The organism is Halococcus sediminicola (genome assembly GCF_000755245.1).
Taxonomy (GTDB): Archaea; Halobacteriota; Halobacteria; order Halobacteriales; family Halococcaceae; genus Halococcus; species Halococcus sediminicola.
Genome location: NZ_BBMP01000022.1, coordinates 535,040 through 561,581 on the forward strand (window position 1 = coordinate 535,040; position 26,542 = coordinate 561,581).

The 26,542-nt window shown below is 66.2% G+C and carries 37 protein-coding genes, 1 tRNA gene and 1 pseudogene; 9 read left to right on the plus strand and 30 right to left on the minus strand.

Features of this window, described 5'->3' with window-relative positions; all coding sequences use genetic code 11:
- The first annotated feature begins 68 nt into the window (after positions 1 to 68).
- The gene (locus ACP97_RS11895; RefSeq protein WP_049998024.1) at positions 69 to 884 is read left to right on the plus strand and encodes a TrmB family transcriptional regulator; all 816 of its coding nucleotides are present in this window, start codon (positions 69 to 71) and stop codon (positions 882 to 884) included.
- Between the two features lie 72 nt (positions 885 to 956).
- Here ACP97_RS11895 and secY read toward each other — a convergent pair whose 3' ends face one another.
- Genes secY through ACP97_RS12020 form a run of 25 tightly spaced genes read right to left on the minus strand, consistent with a single transcriptional unit; the run spans position 957 to position 15,592 of the window.
- Positions 957 to 2,381, minus strand: a complete 1,425-nt coding sequence (gene secY / locus ACP97_RS11900; protein ID WP_049998025.1) for a preprotein translocase subunit SecY — start codon at positions 2,379 to 2,381, stop codon at positions 957 to 959.
- A 7-nt stretch (positions 2,382 to 2,388) separates the two neighbouring features.
- Positions 2,389 to 2,904 carry an uL15m family ribosomal protein gene (locus ACP97_RS11905; protein ID WP_049998026.1) on the minus strand — a complete coding sequence of 172 codons (516 nt, stop codon included), beginning with the start codon at positions 2,902 to 2,904 and terminating at the stop codon, positions 2,389 to 2,391.
- A gap of 14 nt (positions 2,905 to 2,918) precedes the next feature.
- Positions 2,919 to 3,383 (minus strand): 50S ribosomal protein L30, encoded by a 465-nt coding sequence (gene rpmD, locus ACP97_RS11910; RefSeq protein ID WP_049998027.1) that lies wholly within the window; start codon positions 3,381 to 3,383, stop codon positions 2,919 to 2,921.
- Positions 3,383 to 4,015, minus strand: coding sequence for a 30S ribosomal protein S5 (locus ACP97_RS11915; protein WP_049998028.1), 633 nt, complete (start codon positions 4,013 to 4,015; stop codon positions 3,383 to 3,385). The genes rpmD and ACP97_RS11915 overlap by 1 nt, the downstream gene beginning before the upstream one ends.
- Complete coding sequence (locus ACP97_RS11920; protein WP_049998029.1) at positions 4,008 to 4,589, minus strand: 50S ribosomal protein L18; 582 nt, start codon at positions 4,587 to 4,589, stop codon at positions 4,008 to 4,010. Before ACP97_RS11920 ends, ACP97_RS11915 begins: the two co-directional genes overlap by 8 nt.
- 2 nt (positions 4,590 to 4,591) lie before the next feature.
- The gene (locus tag ACP97_RS11925; RefSeq protein ID WP_049998030.1) at positions 4,592 to 5,053 is read right to left on the minus strand and encodes a 50S ribosomal protein L19e; all 462 of its coding nucleotides are present in this window, start codon (positions 5,051 to 5,053) and stop codon (positions 4,592 to 4,594) included.
- Positions 5,046 to 5,948: a 50S ribosomal protein L32e gene (locus ACP97_RS11930; RefSeq protein WP_079977623.1), complete on the minus strand. Its 903-nt coding sequence runs from the start codon at positions 5,946 to 5,948 to the stop codon at positions 5,046 to 5,048. The genes ACP97_RS11925 and ACP97_RS11930 overlap by 8 nt, the downstream gene beginning before the upstream one ends.
- A complete protein-coding gene (locus ACP97_RS11935; protein ID WP_049998031.1) occupies positions 5,938 to 6,486 on the minus strand; it encodes a 50S ribosomal protein L6 in 549 nt (182 codons plus the stop codon). The genes ACP97_RS11930 and ACP97_RS11935 overlap by 11 nt, the downstream gene beginning before the upstream one ends.
- A 2-nt stretch (positions 6,487 to 6,488) precedes the next feature.
- Positions 6,489 to 6,881 (minus strand): 30S ribosomal protein S8, encoded by a 393-nt coding sequence (locus tag ACP97_RS11940; RefSeq protein WP_049998032.1) that lies wholly within the window; start codon positions 6,879 to 6,881, stop codon positions 6,489 to 6,491.
- A complete protein-coding gene (locus ACP97_RS11945; RefSeq protein WP_049998033.1) occupies positions 6,878 to 7,048 on the minus strand; it encodes a 30S ribosomal protein S14 in 171 nt (56 codons plus the stop codon). The genes ACP97_RS11940 and ACP97_RS11945 overlap by 4 nt, the downstream gene beginning before the upstream one ends.
- The gene (locus ACP97_RS11950) at positions 7,045 to 7,563 is read right to left on the minus strand and encodes a 50S ribosomal protein L5 (RefSeq protein ID WP_049998034.1); all 519 of its coding nucleotides are present in this window, start codon (positions 7,561 to 7,563) and stop codon (positions 7,045 to 7,047) included. The genes ACP97_RS11945 and ACP97_RS11950 overlap by 4 nt, the downstream gene beginning before the upstream one ends.
- Positions 7,560 to 8,327 carry a 30S ribosomal protein S4e gene (locus tag ACP97_RS11955; RefSeq protein WP_049998035.1) on the minus strand — a complete coding sequence of 256 codons (768 nt, stop codon included), beginning with the start codon at positions 8,325 to 8,327 and terminating at the stop codon, positions 7,560 to 7,562. Before ACP97_RS11955 ends, ACP97_RS11950 begins: the two co-directional genes overlap by 4 nt.
- Positions 8,320 to 8,676, minus strand: a complete 357-nt coding sequence (gene rplX / locus ACP97_RS11960) for a 50S ribosomal protein L24 (protein WP_049998036.1) — start codon at positions 8,674 to 8,676, stop codon at positions 8,320 to 8,322. Before rplX ends, ACP97_RS11955 begins: the two co-directional genes overlap by 8 nt.
- A 16-nt stretch (positions 8,677 to 8,692) precedes the next feature.
- Entirely contained in the window at positions 8,693 to 9,091 is a 399-nt protein-coding gene (locus ACP97_RS11965) for a 50S ribosomal protein L14 (RefSeq protein ID WP_049998037.1), read from the minus strand.
- Positions 9,091 to 9,522, minus strand: a complete 432-nt coding sequence (locus ACP97_RS11970; RefSeq protein ID WP_049998038.1) for a 30S ribosomal protein S17 — start codon at positions 9,520 to 9,522, stop codon at positions 9,091 to 9,093. Before ACP97_RS11970 ends, ACP97_RS11965 begins: the two co-directional genes overlap by 1 nt.
- On the minus strand, positions 9,513 to 9,809 hold the full coding sequence (locus tag ACP97_RS11975; protein ID WP_049998039.1) for a ribonuclease P protein component 1: 297 nt from the start codon (positions 9,807 to 9,809) through the stop codon (positions 9,513 to 9,515). The genes ACP97_RS11970 and ACP97_RS11975 overlap by 10 nt, the downstream gene beginning before the upstream one ends.
- Positions 9,809 to 10,033: a 50S ribosomal protein L29 gene (gene rpmC / locus ACP97_RS11980; protein WP_049998040.1), complete on the minus strand. Its 225-nt coding sequence runs from the start codon at positions 10,031 to 10,033 to the stop codon at positions 9,809 to 9,811. Before rpmC ends, ACP97_RS11975 begins: the two co-directional genes overlap by 1 nt.
- Positions 10,033 to 11,130, minus strand: a complete 1,098-nt coding sequence (locus ACP97_RS11985) for a 30S ribosomal protein S3 (protein WP_049998041.1) — start codon at positions 11,128 to 11,130, stop codon at positions 10,033 to 10,035. Before ACP97_RS11985 ends, rpmC begins: the two co-directional genes overlap by 1 nt.
- Positions 11,130 to 11,600 (minus strand): 50S ribosomal protein L22, encoded by a 471-nt coding sequence (locus ACP97_RS11990; RefSeq protein WP_049998042.1) that lies wholly within the window; start codon positions 11,598 to 11,600, stop codon positions 11,130 to 11,132. Before ACP97_RS11990 ends, ACP97_RS11985 begins: the two co-directional genes overlap by 1 nt.
- An 8-nt stretch (positions 11,601 to 11,608) precedes the next feature.
- Positions 11,609 to 12,031, minus strand: a complete 423-nt coding sequence (locus tag ACP97_RS11995; protein ID WP_049998043.1) for a 30S ribosomal protein S19 — start codon at positions 12,029 to 12,031, stop codon at positions 11,609 to 11,611.
- Position 12,032: 1 nt separating this feature from the next.
- Positions 12,033 to 12,746, minus strand: coding sequence for a 50S ribosomal protein L2 (locus ACP97_RS12000; protein ID WP_049998044.1), 714 nt, complete (start codon positions 12,744 to 12,746; stop codon positions 12,033 to 12,035).
- A 1-nt stretch (position 12,747) separates the two neighbouring features.
- Positions 12,748 to 12,999 carry a 50S ribosomal protein L23 gene (locus ACP97_RS12005; RefSeq protein WP_049998045.1) on the minus strand — a complete coding sequence of 84 codons (252 nt, stop codon included), beginning with the start codon at positions 12,997 to 12,999 and terminating at the stop codon, positions 12,748 to 12,750.
- On the minus strand, positions 12,996 to 13,739 hold the full coding sequence (gene rpl4p / locus ACP97_RS12010) for a 50S ribosomal protein L4 (RefSeq protein WP_049998046.1): 744 nt from the start codon (positions 13,737 to 13,739) through the stop codon (positions 12,996 to 12,998). The genes ACP97_RS12005 and rpl4p overlap by 4 nt, the downstream gene beginning before the upstream one ends.
- A complete protein-coding gene (locus ACP97_RS12015; RefSeq protein ID WP_049998047.1) occupies positions 13,736 to 14,746 on the minus strand; it encodes a 50S ribosomal protein L3 in 1,011 nt (336 codons plus the stop codon). The genes rpl4p and ACP97_RS12015 overlap by 4 nt, the downstream gene beginning before the upstream one ends.
- A 12-nt stretch (positions 14,747 to 14,758) precedes the next feature.
- Positions 14,759 to 15,592, minus strand: a complete 834-nt coding sequence (locus ACP97_RS12020) for a putative RNA uridine N3 methyltransferase (protein ID WP_049998500.1) — start codon at positions 15,590 to 15,592, stop codon at positions 14,759 to 14,761.
- 165 nt (positions 15,593 to 15,757) lie between these two features.
- On the opposite strand from ACP97_RS12020, the gene ACP97_RS12025 reads away from it, so the two are divergent.
- A tRNA-Gly gene (locus ACP97_RS12025) sits at positions 15,758 to 15,828 on the plus strand.
- A gap of 193 nt (positions 15,829 to 16,021) precedes the next feature.
- Here ACP97_RS12025 and ACP97_RS12030 read toward each other — a convergent pair.
- Positions 16,022 to 17,620: a S8 family peptidase gene (locus tag ACP97_RS12030; protein WP_079977624.1), complete on the minus strand. Its 1,599-nt coding sequence runs from the start codon at positions 17,618 to 17,620 to the stop codon at positions 16,022 to 16,024.
- Positions 17,621 to 17,850: 230 nt separating this feature from the next.
- Here ACP97_RS12030 and ACP97_RS12035 point away from each other — a divergent pair, with 230 nt between their 5' ends.
- Positions 17,851 to 18,864 (plus strand): alkaline phosphatase family protein, encoded by a 1,014-nt coding sequence (locus ACP97_RS12035; RefSeq protein WP_049998048.1) that lies wholly within the window; start codon positions 17,851 to 17,853, stop codon positions 18,862 to 18,864.
- 18 nt (positions 18,865 to 18,882) lie between these two features.
- Here the strand turns inward: ACP97_RS12035 and ACP97_RS20825 are convergent, their stop codons facing one another.
- Both ACP97_RS20825 and ACP97_RS20830 read right to left on the minus strand, forming a co-directional pair.
- Positions 18,883 to 19,218: an amphi-Trp domain-containing protein gene (locus ACP97_RS20825; RefSeq protein WP_049998049.1), complete on the minus strand. Its 336-nt coding sequence runs from the start codon at positions 19,216 to 19,218 to the stop codon at positions 18,883 to 18,885.
- Between the two features lie 21 nt (positions 19,219 to 19,239).
- Positions 19,240 to 19,952 (minus strand): annotated as a pseudogene (locus tag ACP97_RS20830) (YihY/virulence factor BrkB family protein); the annotation flags it as partial.
- 97 nt (positions 19,953 to 20,049) lie between these two features.
- Between ACP97_RS20830 and ACP97_RS12050 the strand changes: the two are divergent.
- Positions 20,050 to 20,925, plus strand: coding sequence for a homoserine kinase (locus tag ACP97_RS12050; protein ID WP_049998051.1), 876 nt, complete (start codon positions 20,050 to 20,052; stop codon positions 20,923 to 20,925).
- Here the strand turns inward: ACP97_RS12050 and ACP97_RS12055 are convergent.
- Positions 20,922 to 21,434, minus strand: coding sequence for a PH domain-containing protein (locus ACP97_RS12055; protein ID WP_049998052.1), 513 nt, complete (start codon positions 21,432 to 21,434; stop codon positions 20,922 to 20,924). The two genes, ACP97_RS12050 and ACP97_RS12055, sit on opposite strands and share 4 nt — an antisense overlap.
- A 140-nt stretch (positions 21,435 to 21,574) precedes the next feature.
- On the opposite strand from ACP97_RS12055, the gene ACP97_RS12060 reads away from it, so the two are divergent.
- Positions 21,575 to 22,831, plus strand: coding sequence for an Nramp family divalent metal transporter (locus ACP97_RS12060; RefSeq protein WP_202593605.1), 1,257 nt, complete (start codon positions 21,575 to 21,577; stop codon positions 22,829 to 22,831).
- 132 nt (positions 22,832 to 22,963) lie between these two features.
- Here ACP97_RS12060 and ACP97_RS12065 read toward each other — a convergent pair whose 3' ends face one another.
- A complete protein-coding gene (locus tag ACP97_RS12065) occupies positions 22,964 to 23,932 on the minus strand; it encodes an NADP-dependent oxidoreductase (protein ID WP_237561158.1) in 969 nt (322 codons plus the stop codon).
- 84 nt (positions 23,933 to 24,016) lie between these two features.
- Here ACP97_RS12065 and ACP97_RS12070 point away from each other — a divergent pair, with 84 nt between their 5' ends.
- Genes ACP97_RS12070 through ACP97_RS12085 form a run of 4 tightly spaced genes read left to right on the plus strand, consistent with a single transcriptional unit; the run spans position 24,017 to position 26,482 of the window.
- Positions 24,017 to 24,502 carry a TRAM domain-containing protein gene (locus tag ACP97_RS12070; RefSeq protein ID WP_049998054.1) on the plus strand — a complete coding sequence of 162 codons (486 nt, stop codon included), beginning with the start codon at positions 24,017 to 24,019 and terminating at the stop codon, positions 24,500 to 24,502.
- An 18-nt stretch (positions 24,503 to 24,520) separates the two neighbouring features.
- Positions 24,521 to 25,006 carry a Tfx family DNA-binding protein gene (locus tag ACP97_RS12075; RefSeq protein WP_049998055.1) on the plus strand — a complete coding sequence of 162 codons (486 nt, stop codon included), beginning with the start codon at positions 24,521 to 24,523 and terminating at the stop codon, positions 25,004 to 25,006.
- A 22-nt stretch (positions 25,007 to 25,028) separates the two neighbouring features.
- Positions 25,029 to 25,814, plus strand: a complete 786-nt coding sequence (locus ACP97_RS12080) for an SDR family oxidoreductase (protein WP_049998056.1) — start codon at positions 25,029 to 25,031, stop codon at positions 25,812 to 25,814.
- Positions 25,814 to 26,482 (plus strand): Dph6-related ATP pyrophosphatase, encoded by a 669-nt coding sequence (locus tag ACP97_RS12085; RefSeq protein WP_049998057.1) that lies wholly within the window; start codon positions 25,814 to 25,816, stop codon positions 26,480 to 26,482. The genes ACP97_RS12080 and ACP97_RS12085 overlap by 1 nt, the downstream gene beginning before the upstream one ends.
- Positions 26,483 to 26,542 lie beyond the last annotated feature (60 nt).

The following is a 26,542-nucleotide window of genomic DNA, read 5'->3' on the forward strand; positions in this document are numbered from 1 at the left end:
CCCGTAACCGGCATCCCTCGCCGCAGCCTTAACCGTCTGGGCGCTCAATCCCCGGCGGTGGTTGGATCGTGGCACGTGATGCGGAACAAGACGCTATCGAACTGTTGCAGAACCTCGGTCTCAAAGAGTACGAAGCGCGGTGTTTCGTCGCCCTCACGAGACTCCCCTTCGGGACCGCAAAGGAGATCAGCGACGTCGCGTCGGTCCCCCGGACGCGGGTCTACGACGCGGTTCGGGTGCTCGAATCCGAAGGGCTAGTCGAGATCCAACACACGAATCCACAGCATTTTCGCGCGCTCTCGGTCGGTGAAGCCACGGACATCCTCGCCGACCGCTACGCGACGCGCATCGAGGACCTCGACAAAGCCCTCCACGAGGTCGAGCCACGCGACGACCGCGACGAGGAGCCCTCCCAGGAGGTCTGGTCGCTGTCGGGCCGCGAGGCGGTCGCCGCGCGCACACACCAGCTCATCGAGGAGGCGAGCACGGAACTCATCCTCGTCGTCGGTGCGGAGAGCGCACTCACCGAGGCGCTCTACAAACGGCTCGCCACGGCGGCCGACCACGACGTCGACGTGCTCGTCGGGGCGGCCTCGTCGACAGCGCGCAGCCGGTTGTGCGAGCGCGTCCCCGACGCGGAGATCTTCGAGACGGAACTCGACTGGCTCGACGGATCGGCCGACGAACCGTCGATCGGCGTGTTGGCGATGGCCGACCGGAACGCACTGCTCGTGAGTTCTCGAACCGAGTACACCGACGGCGAGCGGACCGAAAGTGCGGTCTTCGGCAGCGGCTTTACCAACGGTCTCGTGGTCATCGCCAGACGGCTGCTCTCGCGTGGACTGTTGGCCGAGCGCGATCCCGCCGACCGAACCGGGCAGTAGTGACGAACGAATGGCGCGACGGGGTGCGATGTCGCCGTGATTTTCCGACGCGAAAAGAACGGGTCGTTCGAATCAGCCGAACATCTGGCGCATCATCGGATGCATCTCCATCAACTGCTCTTCGGCGATCTCCTCGTAGAGCTTGTAGGTGATCGATACCGTGAGCAGCAAGCCAGTCCCCGAAACCGCACCGATGGTGCCCATCATGTTCGCCCCGACGGCGAGCACGCCGACCAAGGCCCCGCCGATGACGGTGACCTGGGGGATGTACCGCTCGAGCACCTTCTCAATCACGCCCGGATTCTGCCGGAAGCCGGGGATCTGCATGCCCGAGTTCTGGATCTGCTTTGCGGTCGCCTCCGGACCCATATCCGCAGTTTCGACCCAGAAGATGGCGAAGACCGCCCCGCCGAGGACCATGAAGGTGAGGTCGACGCCGATGCGCAGCGCGACCTGCCACGCCGCCTGACTCGCGCCGAGCCACTGCTCGGGCGAGTAGATGGGCGCGAGGTAGTAGAACAGTCCCCCGACCGGCTGGCCGTTCGCATAGACGCCGAGCCACGCCGGCAGCCCGACCTGCGAGTTGAGGATCTGCCCGAGGAACTGGATGTTCGCCTGGAGCGCCCGCACGAGGATCATCGGCAGGACGCTCGCGTAGATGAGTTTGACTGGGAAGCGCCCGCGTGCGCCCTTGACCCGGGCGTGGCTGAGCGGGATCTCGACGCGCACCGACTCGGCGTAGACCACGACCACGAATATCAGCAGGGTAGTAAAGAGCGCGATGAGCTGGCCCTGTCCGAACAGCAGGGTCTGAATGCCCTCGCTGGTGAGCGGCGAGACCTCGATGGCCCCGGTGATGATGGCGAACCAACTGGCGAAGAACTGGTCGCCGCCGAAGAAGCCACCGATGAGCTGCTGGCTCACGCCGGCGATGATGAACAGGCCGATCCCGGAGCCGACGCCCCACTTCGAGATGACCTCGTCCATGAAGAGGACGAGGATCGCCCCGATGAATATCTGGGCGAACAGCAGCCACTTCACGCCGCCGACGCCGATGCCGAGCGACGCCGCGACCTGCTGGCTCGCCGGCAGGTAGTTGCCCGCAAAGACCATCGGTAGCCCCGTGATGCAGATCATCACCAGCACGAGGAACTTCTGGAGCCCCTGATAGAGCACCTGATCGCGCGGGTCGTTCGTATCCAGTCCCAACAGGTTCGCGCCACCGAGCAACTGCAGGACGATGCTCGCGGTGACGATCGGACCGATGCCGAGCTGGAGGACCGACCCCGACTGGCCGGCGAGGATCGAGCGAAACTGCCCGAAGAGGTCGCTTCCCTGTCCGCCCAACCCGTAGAGGTTGACGTTCGTCAGAAAGAAATACAGCACGAGTACGCCGAGCGTCCAGCCGAGCTTTCGCCTGAACGGGATGTGCTCGTCCGGCTGTCGGACGGAGGGCATCCGCGTCAGGACGGGTTCTGCGGTCTCCTTCCAGCCCATTATCGGTCTATTCCGACTCCGCGTTTGTAGCCTCTTCGGCTTCCTCGTCCTCGTCGTCTTCGCGTGCGGCCTGTCGCTCCTCGCCGCGCTCGCTCAGGCTGACCTCGCCGCCGGCCTCGTCGATAAGCTCGCGCGCGCTCTCGGAGAACGCGTCGGCGGTCACCGTGAGACTCTGGCGAACCTGCCCGCCACCGAGCACCTTCACGGCGTCGGCCGCGTGGCCGTCCTCGACGACGTCGCGTGCGTCGAGACGGTAGCCGTCGTCGGTCTCCTCGGCGACCCCGTCGGCCGCGTAGAGGGCGGCGTCCTCGTCGAGTTCGCGCACCTCGATGGTGAGGATTTCCTCTTTTGCCTTTTCCGGGCGGCTGAACCCGTGTTTGCCGAGCGGTCCGTAGTTGTGGAACTCGTGACTGTCGCGTCCCGCGCGCCCGCGCCCGCCCCGATGGCCGGCCCCGCGACGGTTCTTGTGCGAGCCGCCGCTGTGGGTACGCGAACCGCGCTGGCGTCGTTTTTTGCTTGTCATCGTTGGAATCCTGATTACCGCATCGCCGTCAACAGCGCGTCGATCTCCTCCGTACTGTGCCTCCCGAGTTCGCCACCCTCCGGGACGGGATGTTTCACGCCGTCGTGACCGCCTCTCGGCGGATGCAGCCGAAGCGCGGGCGTCAGCCCCGCCTCGCGCAGCGTCGTCTCCTCGGCGAGCAGGGCGTCGGCGAGCGCCGACACGTCGTCGTAGTCGGTGTTCTCGCCCACCCACTCGTCGTCGATGTCGCCGTCGCCCTCGGCGGGTTCGCCACGCGTGCGAAGCACCGTCGCGAGCACGCCGGGACTCGGCTCGCCGAAGGCCACGTAGTCGTTGACCTTCGTTATCATCCCCTCGTAGGTGTCGGTCTCGGGAACGAGCGCGCAGTGGTTCGTGCTGTGGACGTTGAGCATCGAGAGCGTATCGCGCACGCCGCCCTCCATGTTCACCTCGCCGCGCAGTTGAACGAGTGCTTGCATCACTCGATCACCTCGCGCTGCTCGACGGCGCGCTCTGGCACCCGCGCCTCGCTGGTCGCCTTGAGCGCGTTGAACGTCGCCTTGGCGAAGTTCACTGTGGTTCGGGTCTTGCCCGACGAGTGCGTCCAGATGTCCTCGATGCCGGCGAGTTCGAGCACCGACCGGGCGGTCGCGCCCGCTGCGAGGCCCAACCCTCTGGGCGCGGGGCGGAGTTCGACCTCGACGCTGCCGGCCTTTCCATCGGTGCGCAGTGCCACGGTGTGGGGACGGCCGCAGCCACACTCCCACGAGCCACAGCCCCGGGAGACGCGCACGACGTTGAGCTTGGCTATCTCGATCGCCTTCTGGATGGCCGAGCCGACCTGGTCGTCGCGGCCCTCCGCGTAGCCCACGTAGCCGTTGCGGTCGCCGATGGCGACGACACACCGGAACTTCACTCGTCGACCGGAGTCGGTCATCCGCTGGACCATGTTGATGTCCAGAACGTCGTCTTCGAGCGAGAGCAACTGGTCGGTGATCTCCGGCTCCTTGAGCGGGAGGCCCGAGTTCAGTGCCTCGTCCATCGAAGTGATCTCCTCCTCGGCGACCAGTTTGCCGAGCCGCGTGCGCGGCTCCCAGCCGCGTCTACTCATCGCTACCTCCCAGTTCGTGGTCGAATTCGTCCATGATTGTCGTTCTGACTTCCTCGAAGTGGTCGGGCAGGTCGCTCGCGTCGAAGTCGCCCGAATACAGCGGCTCGTCACGACTGTCGGCGTACTCGGCGATGTGCTCTCCCGAAGTACGTTCCCAGTCGGCGAACACCGACTCGTTGTGGGGCACGTCGAGCCCCGCGTCGATAGCGCCCTCCTGTATCGCAAAGAGCTTGCTACCCGGTGTCGCGGTGTTGAGGCCGATGTCGAGGACGGCCTCGTCCACGTTGGTGTCTCGCGCGCGCAGTCCAGCGAGTAGCCCCGTCAGATACGCGCTGGGCAGGTTTCCTGTCGGTGCCTCCCAGCCGTACTCGGCGAGGTCCCCTGAACTCGCGCTCGCGTGCGTTTCGTCGCCGTCGGGACTGGGGCTCACCAGCTGCGCCCTGACGTGGCGGTTGCTCTTGCGGGCAACCAGTCGGGGTTTGCCTGATTTCAGCAGGCGCAACCGCTGATGGTAGTCCGTCCGGACCTCGCGCCGGCGGCGCATCGGTACGTTGTATCGTGGTCCTGTTGCCATGATTAGTCCTCCTCGATGTCGACACCGAATTCGTTCGTGGCGAACGCCTCTAACCTGTCGACGCTGTCGAACTCGCCGCCGCCCGCCTTGTCGTACAGCGTGCGGTACTGGGTTCGGTTCAGCGTTCCGTCCTCCCGTAGCTCCTTCAGCCGGCGACGCTGGGCACGGATCCGTGACACCCACGCGTCCTTGCTGTTCTGTCGTGCGCCGGCGGTCCCCTTCCGGGTCCCCGGACCCTTCCGGTGGCCGGCGGCGCGCTGACGATTGCGCTCGCGTGCGCGACCGCGCGAGTTCGATTTCGCGTCCTGTGCATCGACCGTTCCCTGTGTGACCAGCTCGCGGATGTCCTCGCGGGTGATCGCCTCGGCGATCTCCTCTTGTGCCTCGGGATCGAACCACACCCGATTTTTCCCGACGTCGAGGACGTCGGCCGCGAGCCGTCGCTGTGCGCTCAGGTCACTCATTCTCGTTCACCTCCACTTCGACGTAGGTCGGGTTGAGCACCCGAATCCCGTCGTCTTCGGCCTGCTCCTCGATGCGTTCGCGCTTGCGGCCACCCACGGACGAACCGATCCGCACGGCGTGGGTGTCACCGTCGACACCCTCCAGGTCATCGGTGTTCTCCACGTGGATCTCCTCGAACCCGCTTGGATGTCGGCCGCGCATTTCCTTCGTGGTGCGGTAGCCCGCCTCGACTTTCGCGCCCTTGCCCTTGATGCCGCGGCGCTGTTTCGAGAGCGTCCCCGTGGGTCTGCGCCACGAGGTCGAAACCCGCTTTTTCTTGTGGTGGTCCTGCCGGTTGAACTGCGGCTGGGACCGTCGCCGGCGCTCGCCGAGCAGCCGCCGCTCCTCGTCGTCGAGGTCCGGCGTCTTCTCGGTCAGTCCCCGGGGGCGGAGTTCCGTCTCGACGTCCTCGGCCTCTGCTTCGGGCGTCTCGTCTTCGACCTCGGTGTCGGTCTCCTCGTCGACTTCGAGACCACCGACGTCGGCCTTGATGCGCGCGGCGAGTGCGTTGCCGATGCCCTCGACGTCCGCGAGGTCGGACTGCTCGGCGCGTTCGAGGTCCGCGACCGACTCGAAGCCGGCCTCGCGCAGCGCCTCGGCCTTCCCCTCGCCGACGCCACTGACGTCTTCGAGTTCCTCGGGCGTCTCTTCGTCCGACTCTTCGACGTCGATTTCCTCGACGTCGGCTTTGATGCGCGCGGCGAGGGCAGTACCGATACCCTCGACCTCGCTCAATTCGTCCTGGTCGGCTTCGCGCAGGTCGTCGACCGTCTCGAAGCCCGCGTCTCGAAGCTCCTCGGCGGTCTCCTCGCCGACGCCGTCGATGGCCGTCAGGTCGCGTTCGCTACTGGCCACCGGCGCTCACCTCCCGCTTCGGTTTCTCGCTGATGTAGACGCCGTCCTGGAACACCCGGGCGTCCTTCCCGCTCACACGAGTAAGCTGTTCGATGTCCGCGGCGGTCTGGCCGACGTCCTCCTTGTTCGGTCCCGAGAGCGTGACGCGCTCGTCGTCGACTTCCACAGTCGTATCGCCACGAATCGGCGTCCGGCGCGGGGCCTTCTCCCCGAGGAAGTTCTGGATGACGACGTCGCCGTCCTCGGCACGGACCTGCATCGGGAAGTGTGAGTAGAACACTTCCATCTCGTAGGTCCAGCCCTCGCTGACACCGTGGAAGGCGTTCTCGATGTGGCTGGCGAACGTGTTCATCGTCGCGGTCGTCTTCGCGTCCTCGGCGTCGCTTTCGAGGACGATCTCGTCGTTCTCGACCGTGATGGAGACGTTCGGATACCAGAGTCGTCGCGTGACGCTGCCGTTCTCGCCGGAGATAGTGAGGTCGAAGCGCTCTCCCTCGGCGCTTGCCCCCTCCGGAATCGTGAGTCGTTGTTCTATCATTGTCAGTATACGTAGGCGAGCACCTGCCCGCCGAGACCCTGTTCGCGGGCCTCGTAGTGGCTCATCACGCCGTGGCTCGTCGTGACGATGAGCGTCCCGTAGTCACGGGCCGGGAGGAACCGCTTCTCCCACTTCTCGAACTCGTCGGCCCCGGCCGAATACCGGGGCTTGACGACGCCACAGCGGTTAATCTTGCCTCTGAGTTCGACCTCGAACGTGCCGGCACGGCCGTCGTCGACGAACTCGAAGCCGTCGATGTAGCCGCGGTCGTAGATGACCTCCAGGACGGAGCCGATGGTGTTCGAGGCGGGCTGCACGGTGAAATCGAGCTTGCCGACGCCCTCGGCGTTGTCGAGCCCCGAGAGTGCGTCGGCGAGCGGGTCGTTGTCGGTCATTGGTATTTGTTGAACCCCATGCCGCGGGCGATCTCGCGGAAGCACTGTCGGCAGAGCCAGATGTCGTACTTCCCGACCAGCCCCTGCTTGCGTCCACAGCGCTGGCAGGCCTCCAACTGGCCCGTGCGTTTGCTCGCGTGCTCGCCCGTCGTTTCGCTTTCGCTCATTGTACCTCCATGTCGTATTCGGCTTCGAGGTAGGCAATCGCGTCCTCGGTGTCGAGGCGGTGACGACCCGGAATCTTCCGGGTGACCTTCGTGCGTTTGTTGATGCGGTTTCCGGGTCTGACGAGGTTCACCGTCACGTCCATCCCGTAGATCCCGGTGTTCGGGTCGTACTCCTGGCTCGGGAACTCCGTGTGCTCGGCGACGCCGAAACTGAAGTTCCCGGTATCGTCGAACTGCGACCGCGAAATCGGTGCGAGTTCGAGCGCCGTCGCGAGGAACTCCTCGGCGTCGTCGCCACGGAGCGTGACCTTCGCGCCGATCGGGTCGCCCTGCCGGATGCCGAACTCCGGCTGGGTCGCCTTCGCGCGCGTCCGGACGCTCTCTTGGCCCGTCACCGCTTCGAGGATCTCCTCGGCGTTGGCGAGTTCGCGTCCACCCTGGCCGACGCCCATGTGGACGACGACCTTCTCGACGACGGGTTCGCGCATCGTGTGGAACCCGGCGGTCTCGCTCATTCGTCGTCACCTCCGTCGGCGTCGGTCGACTCCGCGGCCGCGTCCTCGCCGGTGGTCGTGACGGTGTCTTCGTCGTCTTCGACGAAGTTCTCGTCGATGACGACGACGTACTCGGCGATCGTCTCGAAGCCCTCGCCGTCGTCCTGTGACGCACGGACGTTGTTCGGCGAACTTCCTGGTGTCACCTGGATTTCGTCGATCTCGCCGATCTCGCCGGCGTGCTGGCCGCGCACGGCCGTCACGAGCGCTCCCTCCTCGTAGGGAAAGTGTGCGAGGATCTCGTCGTCGTGGTCGATGACGATGGAGTCGCTGCCGGCGTACTCCTCACCCTCGACTTCGAGGGTGTGGCCGTCGTGCAGCGTGAGCTGGGTGTTCCCGCCGGGAACCTGCCCCTTGCCGACGATCTTGCCGAGTTTCGAGTCCGCGTCGGCGGCGTCGATGGGTGCGAGCGCGAGCCGACCGCCCTCGTCGGGAAACACTCGGTAGTGTTCGTCGCGCTGTTCGAAATCGATGATGTCGAACATGCCGATGGGCCGCTCCTCGTCGTCGAGCGATTCGCCGTTGACAAGGACCGTGCCTTGATTCAGCGCGTAGCGCGCTTCCTTCCTGTTGTCGACGTAGCCGAGCACGTCCCGGAGCACGATGAGCAGCGGCACGCCCTGCTCACCGTGGGGGCCGGCTCCCGCCTTCACCGTGAACGTCGCCGTCTTACGCTCGACGGGCCACGAATCGGGCACCGAGAGCCGCTTTTGATGCTTACTCATCGTCGTCCTCCAGCCGGCTCTCGCGGCGGTCGTCGTCCAGATCGAGACCCGTGATACGGAGGTTGCTCGCGTCGAGCGCCCGCGGGACGTCCTCGCCGTCGGCGGTTTCGAGGGTGACGTCCTCGACGTGGACGACCGCATCGCGGAGGTCGACGGTCAGCACTTCGCCCGCCTCGCCGGCGAAGTCCCCTCTGAGAACCTCGACGGTGTCGCCCGCGTTCACTCGCGCGCTGCGCTTGCCGTACTCCTCGCGGAGGTCGCCCGCGAGCGTCGCACGGACCTGTCTGTGCTTCTCGTGGAGCGGCGCGCGCTCCTCGCGTGTCCGTTGTTTGTGTGGTTGTTTACTCATTGTTGTGCGGTAGTAGTCATACGATCATCGTTGCCGCGCTGGCGATCGAGCCAAAGCGCTCGGCGACTTCGCGCGCGACCGGACCCCGGAGTTCGGTCCCACGGGGATCCTCGTTGTCGTCGACCACGACGGCCGCGTTGTCTTCGAATTTGACTCTGGTGCCGTCGGGCCGCCGGATCGGCTTGCGCTGGCGGATGACGACCGCTTCCAGAACCTGGCGGCGCATCTCGGGGGTGCCCTTCGTCACCGAGACGGTGATCTTGTCGCCGAGTCCCGCCTTCGGATGGCGATTTTTCACGCCCGAGTAGCCCGCGACGCTGATGACCTTCAGCTCGCGTGCGCCCGTGTTGTCCGCACACGTCACGAGCGAGCCCTTTTCGAGCCCCTGCGTGACGTCCGCCGAGAGCGCTTCCATCAGCTCTCACCCTCCGCTTCGTCGGACCCGTCGGACGAACCGATGTCGCTCAAGTCGACTTCGCTGTCGGGGTCGGATGGACCAGAGAGACTACTCGCGCCCAGATCGCGCGTCGTATCGAGTTTCCCGACGACGACGTGGGCCTTCGTCTTCGACAGCGGGCGCGTCTCGGCGATGCGCACCGCGTCGCCCACTGTGAGGTCGAGACAGTCCGGCGCGTGGGCCGGCGTGCGCGACCGTCGCTTCATCTGTCGGTCGTATTTCGGTACGGTGACGTCGTACTCGCGTTCGACGACGACCGATCTGTCCATGTCCGTGGAGGCGACCATGCCGTCGACCGTCCCGCCGCGCACGGACAGCGTCCCGTGGAACGGACAGTTCGGGTCGTCGCAGGTCGTCTCGGGTTCCGTTACGTTGAGTCCTAACGCCATTTCGAATCACCTGTCGTTTCCGTCCGCCGGGCCGGATTCGCGACGAGTCGCTCGCCCGCGACCGTCGCGTACTCCGTCTTCTCAGCCCCTTCGAGCGCGAACTCGAAGGTCGCCCCGGCTTTCGGTACTCGTTTCGTTCGTCCGCCCTGTTCGACCACGAGCGTCTTCTCGCTCTCGGAGACGACCGGTCCCTCGATGCCGGTCAGCGAGCCGTTGCTCGCCGCGGCGACTCTCGTGTGGAGACCGCGAAGCTCGTGTCGTGCGACCGTCGCGGGTGTCAGCGCCATCACGACGCCTCCTCGCTCTCGTCGAGGTCGCCCTCTTCCCGGCGAATCGTCTTCAGCCGGGCGATGGTGCGCCGTAGCTCCTTGATGCGACCGGGATTCTCGGGCGCGCCACCGGCGGCCTGCACGGCCCGCGAGTTGAGCAGCTCGGTCTCCAACTCCTCCTGTTCGACCTCGCGCTCTGCGGGCGTCATGTCGCGGATCTCGGCGCTGTGGAGGATGGCCATCAGTTCTCGCCCTCCTCGATCTCGCTCGCACCCTCTTTGATGCGCTCGGCGAAGGCGTCGCCGACGCCCTCGGCTTCGGCGAGGTCGTCCTCACTGGCCTCCTCGATGTCGGCGACGCTCTCGAACCCGGCCTCGCGCAGCGCCTCGGCTTTGGCGTCGCCGACGCCGTCGATGGCTGTCAGCCCCGCATCCTCGTCTGCGGACTCCATCTCGTCGAGGATCGCCTCGGCGTCGGCCTCGGTCTCCTCCGAGAGGTCCTCGTCGATGTCGGTCTCGGCCGACTCCGGCGGCGACGTTTCGGCCGCTCCTTCCTCGGCCTCGACACCCTCTTCGACGATTTCTTCCTCTTCGACCTCGGTCGCTTCGCCTTCTTCTTCGGTGAGTTCGAACTCCTCGTCGGAGTCCGACTCCTCGGGGCCGGCGGCCGGTTCCTCGGCCTCGCCGAGCAACGCCTCGACCTCGTCTTCGTCGATGTCCTCGGGGACGAGCGACTCGGTGTCGACATCCTCGTGGATGCGGAAGTCGTCCGGCAGGTCGGCGTTCGGCGGAATGATCTTCACCGTGACGCCGATGGTCCCGAGTTTCATCACCGCGACGCCGTCGCCGCGGTCGACGATCTCCTGTGAGGGTTCGCCGTTGTGCTTGATGTAGCCGCGGTTGAACTTCTCGTTGCGCGAGCGTGCGCCCGTCACTTTGCCGTTCAGCGTGATCTCGGCACCGCGCGCGCCCGCGTCCATGATGCGGTCGATGGTCGTGTGGCCGGCCTTCCGGAAGTACCACCCACGTTCGAGAGCGTTGCCGAGTCGGTCGGCGACGATCTGGGCGTTCAGGTCGGGTTCGTCCACTTCTTGGACGTCGATCTGTGGGTCGTCGAGGTCGAAACGCGATTCGAGCTCGCTCGTGATCTTCCGGATATTCTTGCCACCCTTGCCGATGACCATCCCCGGTTTCTCCGCTCGGAGCACGATCTGTGTGCCCATCGGGGTTTTTGCGAGGTCCATCCCGCCGTAGCCCGCGCGGGCCAGCTCGTCGGCGAAGAACTCGTCGATCTGGGTGCGTTGCATCCCGTCCTCGATGAACTGCTGTTCGGTCGCCATCAGTTCTCGTCCTCCTCGGCCTCTTCGACGATCATCTCGACGTCGACCTCGGGCGTGTTCCACGCCGTCGCCCGCCCCATCGCGCGGGGCTTGCGACCCTGCACCTCGCCGACCTTGTGGGCGGCGACGTGGGCGATCGTCATCTCGTCGGGTTCGAAACCCGCGTGGTCGGCGTTCGCGCCGACGTTTTCGAGCAGGTCGAGAAAGGCTCCCGAGGCCTTCTCGGGGTAGCGGCCGGCGTCCCAGCCGTCGATGTCGTTGCGGTGGCCCACGCCGGTGTTGTGCGACCGGAACGGTACCGACTGGTCGCCCGCGATGACCGCTTCGAGATACGCACGCGCGTCCTCGACGGTCTTTCCCTTGATCTCTCGGGCGATTTCCTTGCTGTGCTTGTGGCTCATGTGGCGCTCGCGGAGCATGGCTTTCGCCGTTTTCTCCGGGTCCGCGTCCACGCTGTAACTGATTCCCATAGTGTGATCTATTTGAGCGGCACGAACTTCGACGAGCGCGTCGCACCGATGCCCGCCTGTCCGTGCTCGACCGAGGTTCGGGTGAGCTGGAACTCGCCCAGGTAGTGGCCGAGCATCTCCGGCTCGACGCGGACGCGCTCGAAGTCCTGCCCGTTGTGGACGGCGAACGTCTTCCCGACGAACTCGGGCAACACCGGCATGTCGCGCAGGTGCGTCCGGATCGGGTCGTTCGCCGTCTCCTCGTCGTCTTTTTCCCGCGCTTTGGCGATGAGTTTCTCCTTTTCGACCGAGAGGCCGCGCTCGATGCTGCGGCGCTTGCGCGCCGGTAGCAGCTCGGCGACCTCATCGATGTCCATCTCCTGTAGCTCCTCCATCGTGTGGCCGCGGTAGGTGAACTCGCCCTCGCGACCGGTTCTGTAGTCCGAACTCATCTCATTTCCTCCCCGTTCGTTTGGAGGCGATGTCGCCGACCTTCCGTCCCGGCGGGGCGTCCCGCGAGACACTTTTCGGCTGGCCGGGATGCTGACGACCGCCGCCACCGAACGGGTGATCGATGGCGTTCATCGCCACACCGCGCACGCGCGGGTACTTCGAGCCCCGTGCGCGCATCTTGTGGTACTTGTTGCCCGCCTTCACGAACGGCTTCTCGGTGCGACCGCCACCGGCGACCACACCGATCGTGGCGCGACACTGCGGACTGAGCCGCTTGGTCTCGCCGCTCGGCAGCTCGACGATGGCCGCCTGTCGGTCGTGGGTGATCAGCTGGGCGTTCACGCCCGACGACCGGGCGAACTTCCCGCCGTCGCCCGGCTGGCTCTCGACGTTGCAGACCGGCACGCCCTCCGGGATCTCCGCCAGCGGCAGCGTGTTGCCGGCCTTGATCTCGGCCGAGACGCCCACTTGGATCTCCTCGCCGACGCCGATGCCCTCCGGTGCGAGCACGAGGCGTTGGTCGCCGTCTTCGAACTCGACGGCCGCGACCGGGGCACTGCGGGCGGGGTCGTGTTCGATTCCCACGACGGTCCCCGAAATCACGTCGCTCTCCTCGACGGTGCGATGCGAGAGGTTCGCCTTGTACCGATGGGAGGGCGCGCGGAAGGTCGGTGTCCCGCGACCGCGCCGTTGACCCTGGATTCGTCGCCCCATCTCAGAACACCCCGATCCGCGAGGCGACGTCCTGTGCGTCGTCGTCCTCGCCGAGTGTTACTGTGGCTTTCTTCTCGCCCTGTGGCGTGACCTGCGTGCGCACGTTCGTGATCGAGACGTCGAAGCGCTCGGCGATCTCGTCGCGGATGGCCGGCTTCGTCGCGTCGCTGGCCACGATGAACTGGAGCGTGTTGCGGTAATCCATGTCGTTCATCGCCTTCTCGGTCACGTAGGGATATTTCACTTGACTCATCTCTCCGCCACCTCCTCGATGGCGCTCTCGGTCCAAACCGTCAACCGACCGGACTGCGTGCCCGGCGCGAGGTCCTCGGCGTTGACTTCGCTCGCGGTGGCGACGTCGGCACCCGCGAGGTTGCGGGCCGCTCTCGACGGTTCGCCGCTCGTGACGAACAGGATCGAGGTCGGTCGCTTGTACTTCCGTCCGCGCGTCGTCCCGCGACCCGCGCGCACGGTCTTGTCTTCCGCGCGCTCGATGTCCGCGTCGAGACCGAGCGCTTCGAGCAGGCTGACGACGTCCTGCGTTTTCACCAGCTCCTCGAACTCGTCACTCACTACGAGCGGGAGGTCGCCGTCGAACCCCTCGACTGCGTGCCCGCGTTCGGCTACGCGCTCGGCGTCCGCCGTGGCCGCGATGGCACTCCGTGTGGCGAGTTTTCGCTCGTTGTCGTTGAGCTTCAGCGAGCGGTCGTTCTCCTCTTTGGGTGGGTGGGCCGGTCGCCCGCCCACGGTCTGCGGGACGCGCCGGCCCTGTCCATTGGAACGGGGGACGTGAGCCATGCCGCGACCGCTACCGAACGATTCGGCGGGCGTGCGCATCCCGGCGTAATCGTCCGAACCGTAGGGCTGTGCCCGGTTGGCCTGTGCGGTGCGTACTGCTCTCTCGATGAGATCCGGGCGATGGGGCGTTGCGAACACGTCCGGGAGGTCCACCTCGCCCGCCTCCGCGCCGTCGGTGTCGTATACTACTGTCATTGTCCTTGGTTCGATGCCGTCGAGACGTAGCGCACCTCGGGATCGAGGCGCGGCTGGTCTCCGGGTCGGATCGCCGGCCGGAATCTCAATAGTCGCTGATCCGGACCGGGAAGCGAGCCTTTCACGAGCGCGTAGGGACCGTCGACCTCGCCGTACCCGACGAAGCCCCCCTCGGCGCTGGCGTCGTCGCCGTCGCCGACGCTCACGAGGCGCTTGTTCAGTTCCGTGCGCTGATGGTAGCCCGTCTGTCCCTGCTGGGGGACCGTCGAGCGCACTCTGGAGGGATTCCACGGGCCGAGGTTGCCGATTCTTCTCCTGTAACCCTGTCGGGCGTGTTTACCCTTGCGCTTCTGTACGCCCCAGCGCTTGACGGGACCCTGCGTTCCTTTGCCCTTCGTGACGCCCGCTGCGTCCATGTATTCGCCGGGCCGGAACACTTCGGTCAGTTCGTGTTCGCCCCCGCCCGCGACGAGGTCGAGACCGAACTCGATGCGCTCGTCGATACCCGAACCGCCGATGCGCGTCTCCATCACGTCCGGGCGCTTTTTGGGGACGTTCACCATCTCGCCCGGCACGGTGTGGGTGATCGCGCGGACTTCGGTGACGTCGTGGTTTTCGACCGCCTCCTCGAAGGCTCCGGGGTCCGATTCGCCGTCGGGAACGTCGAGCGCTCTATCGAGATCGTCGTGGAACTCGTCGGTCCACGTCTCGGTGAGCGGGCGCAGTCCGTAGGGTGTCTGTTCGTAGGCTCTGAGCGCGACCGCGCGCATCGGGGGCGTCTCGACTACCGTGACGGGAACGGTCTGTTCCATCCCTTCACGGGGCGAGTTGGCCGCGTCGTCGATCATCACGACGTGGCTCATACCGGCCTTGTAGCCGGCGAATCCCTGAAGCCCGGGCTGTCCGTCGTCGTCCGGCCACGAGCCGAAGCGCGGCACTTCACTGTGTGCGCGCGTTCGTGGCCCGTAGCCGAGCGAGCCTTTGCGTGGTCTGGTTGGTTGTACCATGTGTGTGCTACCTCACTGTGGAAGCGTCAGGAGTGCGAGCGACGCGAACACCGCTTCCTCGGTGCGCACGACCTCGCTGCCCTGCTTCGGAACCGTGTTGAGCCAGCAGTCGAACCCCGCGTGGTTCGATTCGGCGCTCGACACCGATTCGTGCTCGATGCCGAGCATGGCCGGCAGCCCTCGCTCGGGCGCGCCGAAGGCGACGGTCAGTCCGTCGTCGGCACGACCGGCCAGCGCCCCGAGTCGCCCCGTCGAGAGCGCCTCACCGTGGCGCGACGTGGCGACCCGAAGCCCGGCGTCCTCACGGCCGAGCGCTGCCGAGAGGCCCGCGCGCTCGACGGCGAACCCCGGTGGGGCTTCGTCCGTGATGCGCGCGCGGACCGGTTCTCTCGAAGATATCCTGACGGTCACGCGCTCCCCCTCGTCGACCTCCATCTCGGGAGGCACGACGAGCGAGATCGGGTGTTGCAGTCCGCAATTGACCCGAACGCGCCCATCAGGGCCGACCTCGGTCACGATTCCCTGTCTTGACGACCCCGAACCGTTCGATCCGGAGCCGGTCCGAGCGGCCGCGCGAAGCGGCGGCAGAACACCGACGTACTCCAGTTCGTCCCGCGTGCCCCACGCCTCCTTTCGGAGGTACGGGGCGGTCGCGGCGTACTTCAGTACCGTGGAGACGAACCCGCCACCCCAGCGCCGGTCGCCGTCCGTGTCGGGAAAGACCACGACGCGGTCGATCCCGAAGACGACGGCCGCACGAGCAACGAGACCGACCTTGTGGGTCGCCTCGCGTTTGTCGGCGGCCTCCCGGCAGAGCGATGACGGCACGAGTACGCTACGTGTCATGCCGACGCTTTCGCGCCGTGCCACTAGACTGTGGCGCTCCTATCGGACTCGATTATAAAAGGATAGCGCTTCCTTTCGGCCGTGTCGGCAGTTCACAGGCGGTGCACGGAGTGACGACCGCTCCGGAACGTTTTTACCCTCGACTGTCCGAGGATGGAGTGCAGGGCGCTGGTAGTGTAGTGGTATCACGTGACCTTGCCATGGTCACAACCCGAGTTCAAATCTCGGCCAGCGCACTTCTCTGAATCAATCTCGTCGATTGACACGTCCTCCTCGCCGTAATCGCTGTCGTCGGACGGTCTCACCTCGATTTCGTTCACCCCATCGAAATTCGCGTCGAACAGAGTATCCCATAGCCAGTCGTCACCGCGACAGCGGGCCAAATCGCGTCTATACATGGCCGTTCGCGATCGCCAAGACGACCGTTGCTCAGTCGTCGTCTTCGTCTTCCTCCTCTTCCTCTTCTTCGTTTTCGTCCTCCTCTTCCTCTTCTTCGTTTTCGTCCTCATCATCGTCGTCCTCGTCGTCATCGCCGGCGATTGCTCTGACGAGCGCGGTCAGGTCGAGATGGCCGTCGCCGTGATAGTCGGGGTCGCCGACGTCGCGTGCGGTCGAGCGGATCAGCGACTCGACCTCGCGGACGCCCATCTCGGGACGCAGCGAGCGCACGAGCGCGACCGCGCCGGTGACCTGCGGGGCGGCCATCGAGGTGCCGGCCTTGAACCCGTAGCTCGGCTCCGTGTCGACGATCTCGCTCGGTTTCGAGCCCGTGTCGTCCTCGTCCGGCCCGTCCTCGTAGGTCGTCGTGACGGTCGTCGAGACGACGAGATCGTAGAACCACTTCGGATTGTCCGCGTCGCCGTCGTCGGCCTCGGCGAGCGCCTCGGGGTCGTAGTTCCCGCCCGCCGCGCTCACGTCGAGCACGCTCTCGCCGTAGGTCGTGTACTTCGCGGGCTGGGTCGTCGGCTCGCGGAGGTCGTCGAGCGCCTCCTCGACGTCGACTTCGTCGTCCTCGCGCTCGTCGTCCCAGACGTAGCCGATGGGTCCCGTCGCGGAGACGGCGAAGATCCCCTCGGCCTCGGTCGGAATCCCGAGGACGTCCTCGGGGTCGAGATCGATGGCGTCGTTGCCGGCGGAGTTGACGACGACCGTTCCCCGCTCGTTGGCGTAGGCGACGGCGCGCTCGTACAGGCGTTTGTACGTCAGCAAGAACGGATACTCCTCGGGGTCGACCTGTAGTTCTCCGTCGACGTAGGCGGGAAAGCCGAGGCTCAGGTTCGCCGCGTCACAGTTTTGATTGGCGGCGTAGACGAGCGCGGCCATGACGTCGCCGCTGGCGGCCTCCCGTCCTGAGAACACCCGCAGGCCGAGCAGTTCCGTCTCGGGAGCGGTGCCGAGGACGCCGCCGCGCTCGCCCTCGTAGTCGTTCGTCGCCGCGACGATGCCCGAGACGTGGGTACCGTGGTCGCCCGCGCCGTTCGGCCGGAAGTCGTACTCGTCGGTCGTGAAGTTCTTCGAGAGGTCGTCGTTGACGACGCCGTCGAGATCGGGGTGGGCGTCGTAGACGCCGGCGTCGACGACCGCGACGCGACTCCCCGCGCCGCGGGTCGTCTCGTGGACCTCCTCTTCGAGTTCTTGGACGTGTTTGTCCCACTGGAGCGCCCGTCGCTCGGGGAGTTCACTCTCTTCGCCATCGTCGTCCTCGTCGTCATCGTCGCGCTCCTTGACCGGGCCGCTCTCGCCATCATCGTCCTCGTCGTCATCGTGCATGTCGAGTGCCACGTCCGGCGCGGTCGCGGCCGGACCGCCGACCGACTCGGGGTCGCCGGCCGCGACGAGGACGTCGATCTCCCCGAGGTCGTGGATGACCTCGACGTCGCTCGAAACCGCCGAGCGCGACACCTCGCGGAGATCGATGAGGAACCGCTCGGATTGGCCTTCGGCGGCGACCGGGAGGGTACCGAACGTGAGTCCGGCACCGGCGATGCCCGTCAGTTTCAGGAACCGTCTGCGGCTGTGGTGTTCCATCCCATCTCGTGGATGACCCGTGGTAGAAAAAACCTTGGTTACGCGGAACACGTCTCCGATTGCAATCTGGCTAACACGTTGTTTTTACTCTCGTATGGCGGGAAAAACGCCGCAAGCGCCACGCGCTGCAATCGGACGAGTGCGGCAGCGGTAGTGTCTCGGACTCTGTCAGCAGCTTCGGGTCGCCCCGCAGGCACAATAGTGATACTCCGACGCGCGGAACCATGTGCATGAATGGCACGACTGTCGTGGTGGGCTGGGACGGTCTCGACCGGACGCTGGCCGAGACCTACGACCTCGCCGAGGCGTTCGGACCTCACTACTCCGCGCTCAAAACGTTCGAGAATCCGGTGCTCGGCAAGCCACACACCTACGAACTGTGGCCTTCGATCATCACCGGCCGGCCGCCGGCCGAACACGGCGTCCACGCTGTCACCGAAGGGAGCGACTCCCACCCGGCACTCGAAACGGCCCGCGAGCGGGCGCGCGACCTCGCGCCACGACGGCTCGGTGCGGCGTTCGACAGACGGTTCGGCAGTCGCGGCGCGGCACTCGGCCTGCTCTCGGCCGAGCACTACCGAAAACGAGGCGTTTCGACGATCTTCGACGGACGCACGGCCCGGCCGATAGCGATCCCGAACTACCGCGTGCCGCGCGATTACGCCCTCGACGTCGTCTTCGACCGGGGCGAGCAGTTCGGGCGCTTTCTCGAAGCGGGCGAGCGCGGGACGGAGAGTACTACTCTCGCGGCGTCGGTCCCGCGGCTCGAAGAGCGGCTGGCCGGCGAGGCCGCCCGCAAACTGGGTATCGTTCGGGCGGCGCTCCAGCGCGAATATGACTTACTTTTCGTCTGGCTCGGCTTCGTCGACACCGTGGGCCATCTCGCGCCCATCGCGGCCGAGGTGGACCCGGGTTGGCAGGAGCGCACGTATCGGATGGCTGCCGACTGGACGCGCGAACTTCGGACAGCGCTCGACGAGGGGGATCGACTGATCTGTGTCTCCGACCACGGCATCCGTGAGGGTCACCACACGCCCGACGCCTTCATCGGTTCGACCATCGAGGGGATTCCCGCAACCACCGACTCCGTACTCGACGTCCGTGCGGCCATCGAACGGGTCACGCCGTCGAGCGGCGAGACCGACGATCCCGACCTCAAGGAGCAGTATCGAACCGCCGAGCAGCCGCGCGTTCGCACGGCTGCAGACGTCGAAGAACAGTTGGACGGTCTCGGTTACCTCTGAGGCGGCCGGTGAGTCGTTTCAGCCGCCCGGCGCGTCCCACTGCGTGCGGACGACGACGCGCTCGCCGTCGGCCGTCTCGCGCACCTCGATTTCGCAGTCGAGCGGCTCGGTCGGGTGGACCGTTACGGCGTCGCTGCCCGCTCTGACCGTTGCATCCCCGTCGCCGTCGAAGGCCGTCCGCAACTCGTCGAAGAAGAGGGCGAGTTCGGCGCGGCTCAGTTGCTCGTGGGCGTGGACGCGACGGCCGTCATCGGGAGCATCAGTATCCGTTTCGACGGCGGCATCGACGTTCCCGGCGGCATCGCCGGCTCGACCGGCGATGACGGCGTTGACGACCGCTCCTAATAGGAGCACCAGCCCCGAGAAGTAGAGCCACGTGAGCAGGATGAGTATCGCGCCGATGACGCCGTAGGCGTCGGTCTTGTCGGCAACGGAGACGTACACCTGAAAAGCGCTTCGAGTGCCGTCCAGCCGACCGCGGCCACGACCACGCCCGGCAACACCTCCCACAACGAGACCTCGATATCGGGAAAGAGGTAGTACATCGGGAAGAAGGCTATCGTGAGACCGACAACGAGGAGAAGGGGACTCAGCAGACCGATGAAGGGCACTTCCCCGAAGGCGGCGAAGGCCGTGCCGGCAGCCCCGGCAGCGACGATGGCGACCCCGAGCGCGAGGAAGACCACGAGGCCGTCGGTGAGCTGGTCGAGAAAGGAGTTCTCGGCTTCAGAATCGTAGATCTCCGAGAAGGCCGTGTCCAGTCCACGAAATATCTTCAGGGTGGCCCACAGCAGCGTGACGAGACCGATTATCGACGCGCCGGCGCTGCCCGCCGAGCCACCAACGGCGTTGCCGAGGAGTTCGCTGGCGTTCTGCGGGAGAAAGGACCGAGTGAGTGCGGTGACGCGCTCAGCGAGCGCCTGGTCGCCGACCAGCGAGATGGCGAAAAAGAGGAGGATCAGAAGCGGAATCAGTGAGGCGAACGCCTGATAGGCGATGCTGCCGGCCATGAACGTCACGTTCTCGGCTTTGAACTCGTCGACGACCGCGCGGGCGAACGGCACTACACCGTCGAAACGACTAGACATGTCCCTCCGAACCGGCAGCGAACGTAAAACCCCGAAGCCGGCACTCGCATGGCCACGGCGTCGCTACCCTTATACTCCCACTCTCGCAATCGGTGGCATGCTCACCGTCCGGGCCCCGGCGACGAGCGCCAACCTCGGCAGCGGCTTCGACGTCTTCGGCGTCGCGCTCTCGCGCCCGGCGGATATCATCCGGGTGTCGAAGGCCGACGAAACCACCATCGAAGTCACGGGCACCGGCAGCCAGTACATCCCCGAAGACCCGGAAAAGAACACCGTTGGGGCAGTCGTGGAGGCGCTCGATGCACCTGCACACATCGAGATCGACAAGGGAATCAGACCCGCCTCGGGACTCGGCTCCTCGGCCGCGAGCGCCGCCGCCGCAGCGGTCGCGCTCGACGAACTCTACGACCGTGGACACACGCGCGAGGAACTCGTCCCGATCGCCGCCGAGGGCGAGGCGGTCGTTTCCGGGGATGCGCACGCCGACAACGTCGCTCCCTCGATCCTGGGCGGGTTCACCGTCGCTACCGACGAGGGGATCACGGGGGTCGATACTGCGATCCCGCTGGTGGCCTGCCTCCCCGAAATCGTGGTCTCGACGCGCGATGCGCGCCGGGTAGTGCCCGAGGAGGTGACGATGGAAGAGCAGGTCGAGACCGTGGGGAAAGCGGCAACTCTGACGGTCGGAATGTGTCGCGGCGACCCGGAACTTGTGGGGCAGGGCATGGACGATTCGGTGGTGACGCCGGCGCGGGCGGCGCTCATCGACGGGTACGAGGCGGTCAGGAGGGAGGCGTTCGCGGCAGGGGCCACGGGCGTGACGGTGAGCGGAGCCGGACCGGCGGTGCTCGCGGCCTGTCGGGCTGGTGAGCGGCGCGCGGTCGGGAGCGCGATGCTCGATGCGTTCGCCGAGCGCGACATCGAGGCGCGCGTCTATCGGGCGCGAGTCGGGCGGGGCGCGACGATTCACTAGGGACCGACTCTCGCGCCCGACCCGCTGGCGGCGTCGAGTGCCTCCGTGAGGCGCTGGTTGACCTCCTGTGGGTTCGGCACGTTTTCGAGCGTGATGTCCATCGTATCCGAGCCGGCGGTGTAGATGGTGATGTCGCCGTACGAGAACAGCCGCTCGGTCGGCGACTGACTGAACGTCGTGTTCTGCACTCGATCCAATCGAATCTGGGCGACGCTCTGATTGAGTATTCCACTCTTTCGATAGACCTCCTCGCTGGTGAGGGCGTACCGGGTGCTCACGAGCGAGACGTACGCCCACGCGACGACGGCGATTCCGAGGGGGACTCCCAGCAGGGGTAGCCACCGAACCGTCGGCTCGGTCAGGACGACGGTGAGAACGACACCACCGAGGGCGAGCACGAGACCGACGACCACGGATGGCGTGATGAGGCGCAGGCTCGGGTGACCCTGCCAGAGCACTTCCTCGCCCTCGGTGAGCGTGACCCAGTCGGCGACGTCGTTCCGTGACATGGTTTTGGCTACCCCGGCCACCCAAATATACTGTCGGTCGGCCGTCGGGAGGCGAAGCGCATAATATACCTCGGACTAAATGGATAGTTAGACATGGCTAATACGAGGACGACCGCCACGACCACGGGGGAGCATCGCCCGTGAGCGGGTTCGTCGAGTCGCTGCGGCAGCTCTCGTTCCGGGAGCTACTCACGTATCTCGGGCCGGGATTCCTCATCAGCGTCGCGTACATGGACCCCGGCAACTGGGCGACGAACATCTCGGGCGGGGCGCAGTTCGGGCCGGCGCTGTTGTGGGTCATCGTCCTCGCCAGCCTCATGGCGATGGCTATCCAGATCCTCGCCGCGAAGTTGGGCATCGCCACCGGGAAGGGCATCGCCCAGCTCTGCCGCGAGCGCCTCCCTCCGCGCGTGGTCTGGTTCCTGTGGGCCGCCGCCGAGTTGGCGATGATCGCAACCGACATGGCTGAAATCATCGGTGCGGCCATCGGCTTCAGCCTCGTCTTCTCGATCCCGCTGCCTGCGGGGGCGGTGCTCGCGGGTGCGGCCTCCTTTGCGCTGCTCGGCGTGCGGACAGCCCACGACCGCGGCTATCGCTGGGTCGAGTTCGTCATCATGGCCTTAGTAGGCATTATCGCGCTCGGATTCGTCTTCGAGATGGTGCTCGCCCGGCCGACGGCCGCCGAGATCGGGAGCGGGCTGATCCCCTCGATCCCCGGTCCGGATGCACTCTACGTCGCCATTGGCATCCTCGGCGCGACGGTGATGCCGCATAGTGTGTATCTCCACCCCTACATCGTCCAGGATCGGCGGACGAAACTGATGGCGACCGAGGGCGATACTGAAGAAGTTCACCGGCGACACTTCCTGTTCGAGTCGGTCGATACGGTGCTCGCGCTCTCGGGGGCGATGTTCGTCAACGCCGCGATGCTCATCGTCGCGGCCGCCGCGCTTCAGGGGACGGGTATCAGCACGTTGCAGGAGGCGTACATCACGTTGCAGAACGTCTTCGGCACGAGTTCGAGCACGGTCTTCGGCGTCGCGCTCATTGCCGCCGGACTTTCGTCATCACTCGTGGCCACGATGGCCGGCCAGACCGTGATGGACGGCTTTCTCGACCTCCAGATCAACGTCTGGCTCCGGCGCTCGGTCACGTTGGTGCCGAGCCTCGCGGTCGTCATCGCCGGGTTCGATCCCACGAGCGTGCTCGTCGCCTCGCAGGTCGCGCTGAGTTTCGAGTTGCCGTTCGTGCTGATCCCGCTGCTGTGGTTCACCCGCGAGGAGGGACTGATGCAATCGTTCCGGAACCGAACGAGCACCACGACAGTGCTCGGCGCGATCATCGCGCTCATCGTCGTGCTCAACGGCTGGCTCATCTACACCGAACTGTTCACCTGACGGGTCCCTCGGGTCGGCTGGTCGTCGTGTACGGGCTGTCGTCGCCCCGCTGACGCGGTGTCGGTGCTGCCCATCCCTTTCGGTCCTCCAGAACGTCGCCGCAAACACGTTCGGCTGGTCCGTACGGGTTCGTCAGGCTTCGAGGACGAGTTTGCCTCGGACGTGTTCCGTTTCGACGATTTCGTGTGCACGGGACGCCTCCGCCAGCGGTATCTCGGCGCTGATCGTGGGTCGCAGCTCCCCCGCATCGATTATCTCGTCGATGGTCGCCAAGAGCGAGGGATGGCTCGAGCGCCCGCTCACCGCTTTCACAGCGATGCTCCGTGTCTCTCCGACACCTTTCGGAGGCTGGCCGACCACCGAAACGAGCACACCATTCTCGTCGAGCACCTCAACCGAGCGCTGTTGGACGTCGCCGCCGACCGTATCGACCACGATATCGACGGGATCGACCACCGACTCGAAGTCCTCCTCGCGGTAGTTCACGAACTCGTCGACGCCCAACTCGCGGAGATACTCTTCGCTGTATCCCGAGGCGGTGGCGACCACCTCCGCGCCCTTCCATTTGGCCAGTTGAACAGCTATATGGCCGACGCCACCGGCGGCTCCGTGGACGAGGATCCGCTTGTCGGTGGTGCAATTGGCGTACTCGAACAGCGCCTGCCAGGCGGTCTGTGCGACGACCGGCACGCCGGCAGCCTCGGTGAAGTCCAGCGTCTCGGGCTTCGGGGCGAGCTGGTCGGCCGTCGTGGTCGCATACTCCGCGTAGGCACCGAATTCCGGGAAGCCGTTGACCCCGAACACCGCGTCGCCGCGCTCGAAGCCCGTGACCGCTGCACCGGTCTCCTCGACGACGCCGGCGACGTCCATGCCGAGCACGAGCGGAAACGGGTTCTCGGATAGCATCGTCGTCATCCGTCCCCGCCGAAGCCGGCAATCGACTGGGTTGACGCCCGCCGCACGGACCCGAACGAGCACCTCGTCGTCGGACGGCTCCGGGCGGGGTGCGCGCTCGTACGTTAGGACTTCCGGAGCGCCGAACTCGTGAACGCGAACGGCCTTCATCGCTTCCATGCTGTCGATCAGTCGGTGCTCGCCCACATACCTCTTCGTTTCGCGGGGGTGGGCGACCGCGGCGAAAGGCGGTCCCGTAAATGTTTAGCCCGGTGGCGCGCTACCGGCCGCATGGCGGACTGTCCACTCGCCGACGAATGCCCCAGTTTTTCAGAGCGCATCGACGGGATGGGCTGTCAGCACTACGGCAACCGCGGCGGCGCGGAGTGGTGTAATCACTACAACCAACCTATCAGAGAACTGAAATCCCAGCCCGTGACCATCGGCGAGGAACTCGTCGTCACGGTAGAGGACATGCACGAGAGCGGTGCGGGCGTCGGTCGCACTGAGGACGGGTTCATCGTCTTCGTCGACGGTGTGTTGCCCGACGCGCGCTCGCGGGTGAAGATAACGAAAGTGCGCTCGAATCACGCTCGGGCGGACGAACTCGAACGGCTGCCGATGGACGAGGAGGGCGACGAGATGGCGGGGAGCGAGGTCGACGAGGGCGAGGACGACGGGACGGGCAGCGACGGGGCCGACGAAGCCGACGAGACGGGTGGCCGCCCGAAGCGCCGCCAGCGACTGGGCAGCCGCGAGAACTTCTGGGGCGGGTAGGCCGGACTGGACAGTCCGATGGCCGATAGCGCGGACGATATCCTCTCTCGAACCGGGTTCGACCCCGCGACCAGCGTGCTCACGCGCCGGCAGGCGGCGGTATTGGCGCTGCGCGAGCGCGGGTTGAAACAGCGCGCCATCGCCGAGCGACTCGACACCTCGCGGGCGAACGTGTCGGGTATCGAGGCGAGCGCCCGCGACAACGTCGAGCGCGCCCGCGAGACGGTGGCGTTCGTCGAGGCGCTCGAAGCGCCGGTTCGCATCCACGTTCCGGCCGATACCGACCTCTACGCGGTCCCGCAACGAGTGTACGACGCCTGTGACGAGGCCGGCGTGAAGGTGAACTACACCGCGCCGGAACTCATGAGCGCCATCGGCGAACGCGCGGGCGGGGCGGTGCGTGGCCGCGAAGTCCGGGACGAGTTGCTCGTGGGCGTCAGCCACGAGGGTGAGGTGCGCGTGCGCGGTGGGGCCGAAACGGAACGGGGAGAGCAGGAGCTATAATCCGGGCGGGCGACGGCCGAGTATGGACTTCGAACTGGATGGAAATACGGCGCTCGTCACCGCGAGCACGAGCGGTCTCGGGCTGGCAAGTGCCGAGGCACTCGCCGAAGAGGGCGCGAACGTGGCCATCTGTGGACGGGACGGCGACCGACTCGACGCGGCACGCGAGACCGTCGCGGGTGCAGGAACGGGCGACGTGCTCGCGGTGCAGGCGGACATCACCGACGGCGACGACATCGAACGACTCGTCGCCGCAACGGTCGACGAACTGGGAGGTCTCGACCATCTCGTCACCTCCACGGGTGGTCCACCGAGTGGTGCCTTCCTCGACATTCCCGAAGACGAGTGGTACGCGGCCTACGACTTGCTCGTGATGAGCGTCGTCCGGACACTGTCGGCGGCCCACCCGCATCTCGCAGCCAGCGACGCGGGCACGTGGGTCGCCATCACCTCGACGAGCGTTCGAGAGCCGATCGAGGGATTGGTCCTCTCGAACGCCGTTCGGCGCGGCGTTACGGGCGTGGTCGAGACCGTCGCGCGCGAGTTCGCGCCCGCCATCCGGGCCAACGCCGTCCTGCCGGGGAGCCATGAGACGCCGCGCATCGAGGAACTCGTCGAGGCAGGCGTCGAGCGCGGCGAGTATAGTAGTTACGACGAAGGGTTGGCCGACTGGTCCGATAGCATTCCGCTCGAACGGGTCGGTGACCCGCGTGAACTCGGTGACGCGGTCGCCTTCCTGTCGAGCGCGCGGGCGAGCTTCATCACCGGGACGGCGCTGCCGGTCGACGGTGGCTCCCTGCGGGGCTGATGCGAACAGTCCTATCGTGGAGCGGCGGCAAGGACGCCGCGTACGCGCTCGCCGAGATGCGGCGGGCCGACTCCGTAACGGTCAAGGGGTTGCTGACGACGGTCGCGGCTGATACCGGCAGGAGCAGCATGCACGGCGTGCGCCGTGAACTGTACGAGCGGCAGGCCGCAGCACTTGACCTCCCCATCGAGTTCGTCGAACTCCCGACCGAGCCGACGAACGAGGCCTACGAGCGGGTGATGGCGGCGGCTATCGAGAGCTATGCGACCAGAGGCATCGACCGCATCGCCTTCGCCGACCTCCTGCTCGACGACGTGCGGGCCTACCGCGAGGCGCGGCTCTCGGACACCGATCTCGACGGCTACTGGCCGCTCTGGGGTCGGGACACGACGACGCTCGCGGCCGATTTCGTCGAGCGGTTCGCTGCGACCGTCGTCTCCGTCGACGGCGACCTGTTCGACCGCTCGTTTGCCGGCCGGGCGTTCGATGCGGAATTCCTCGCGGACCTTCCCGAGGTAGTGGACCCCTGCGGCGAGAACGGCGAATTCCACACGTTCGTGTGGGATGGTCCGATTTTCGAGGACGGAATGCAAGTACGGACGGGCGAGACGGTCACACGGGCGGTCGGCGACGGCGAGTTTCACTATTGTGAGTTGGTGACCGGCTGACTCCAATCCGAAAATGACGAACGTCGCCGAGGGCCGTGCTGATGACTCGGACCGTCGCGT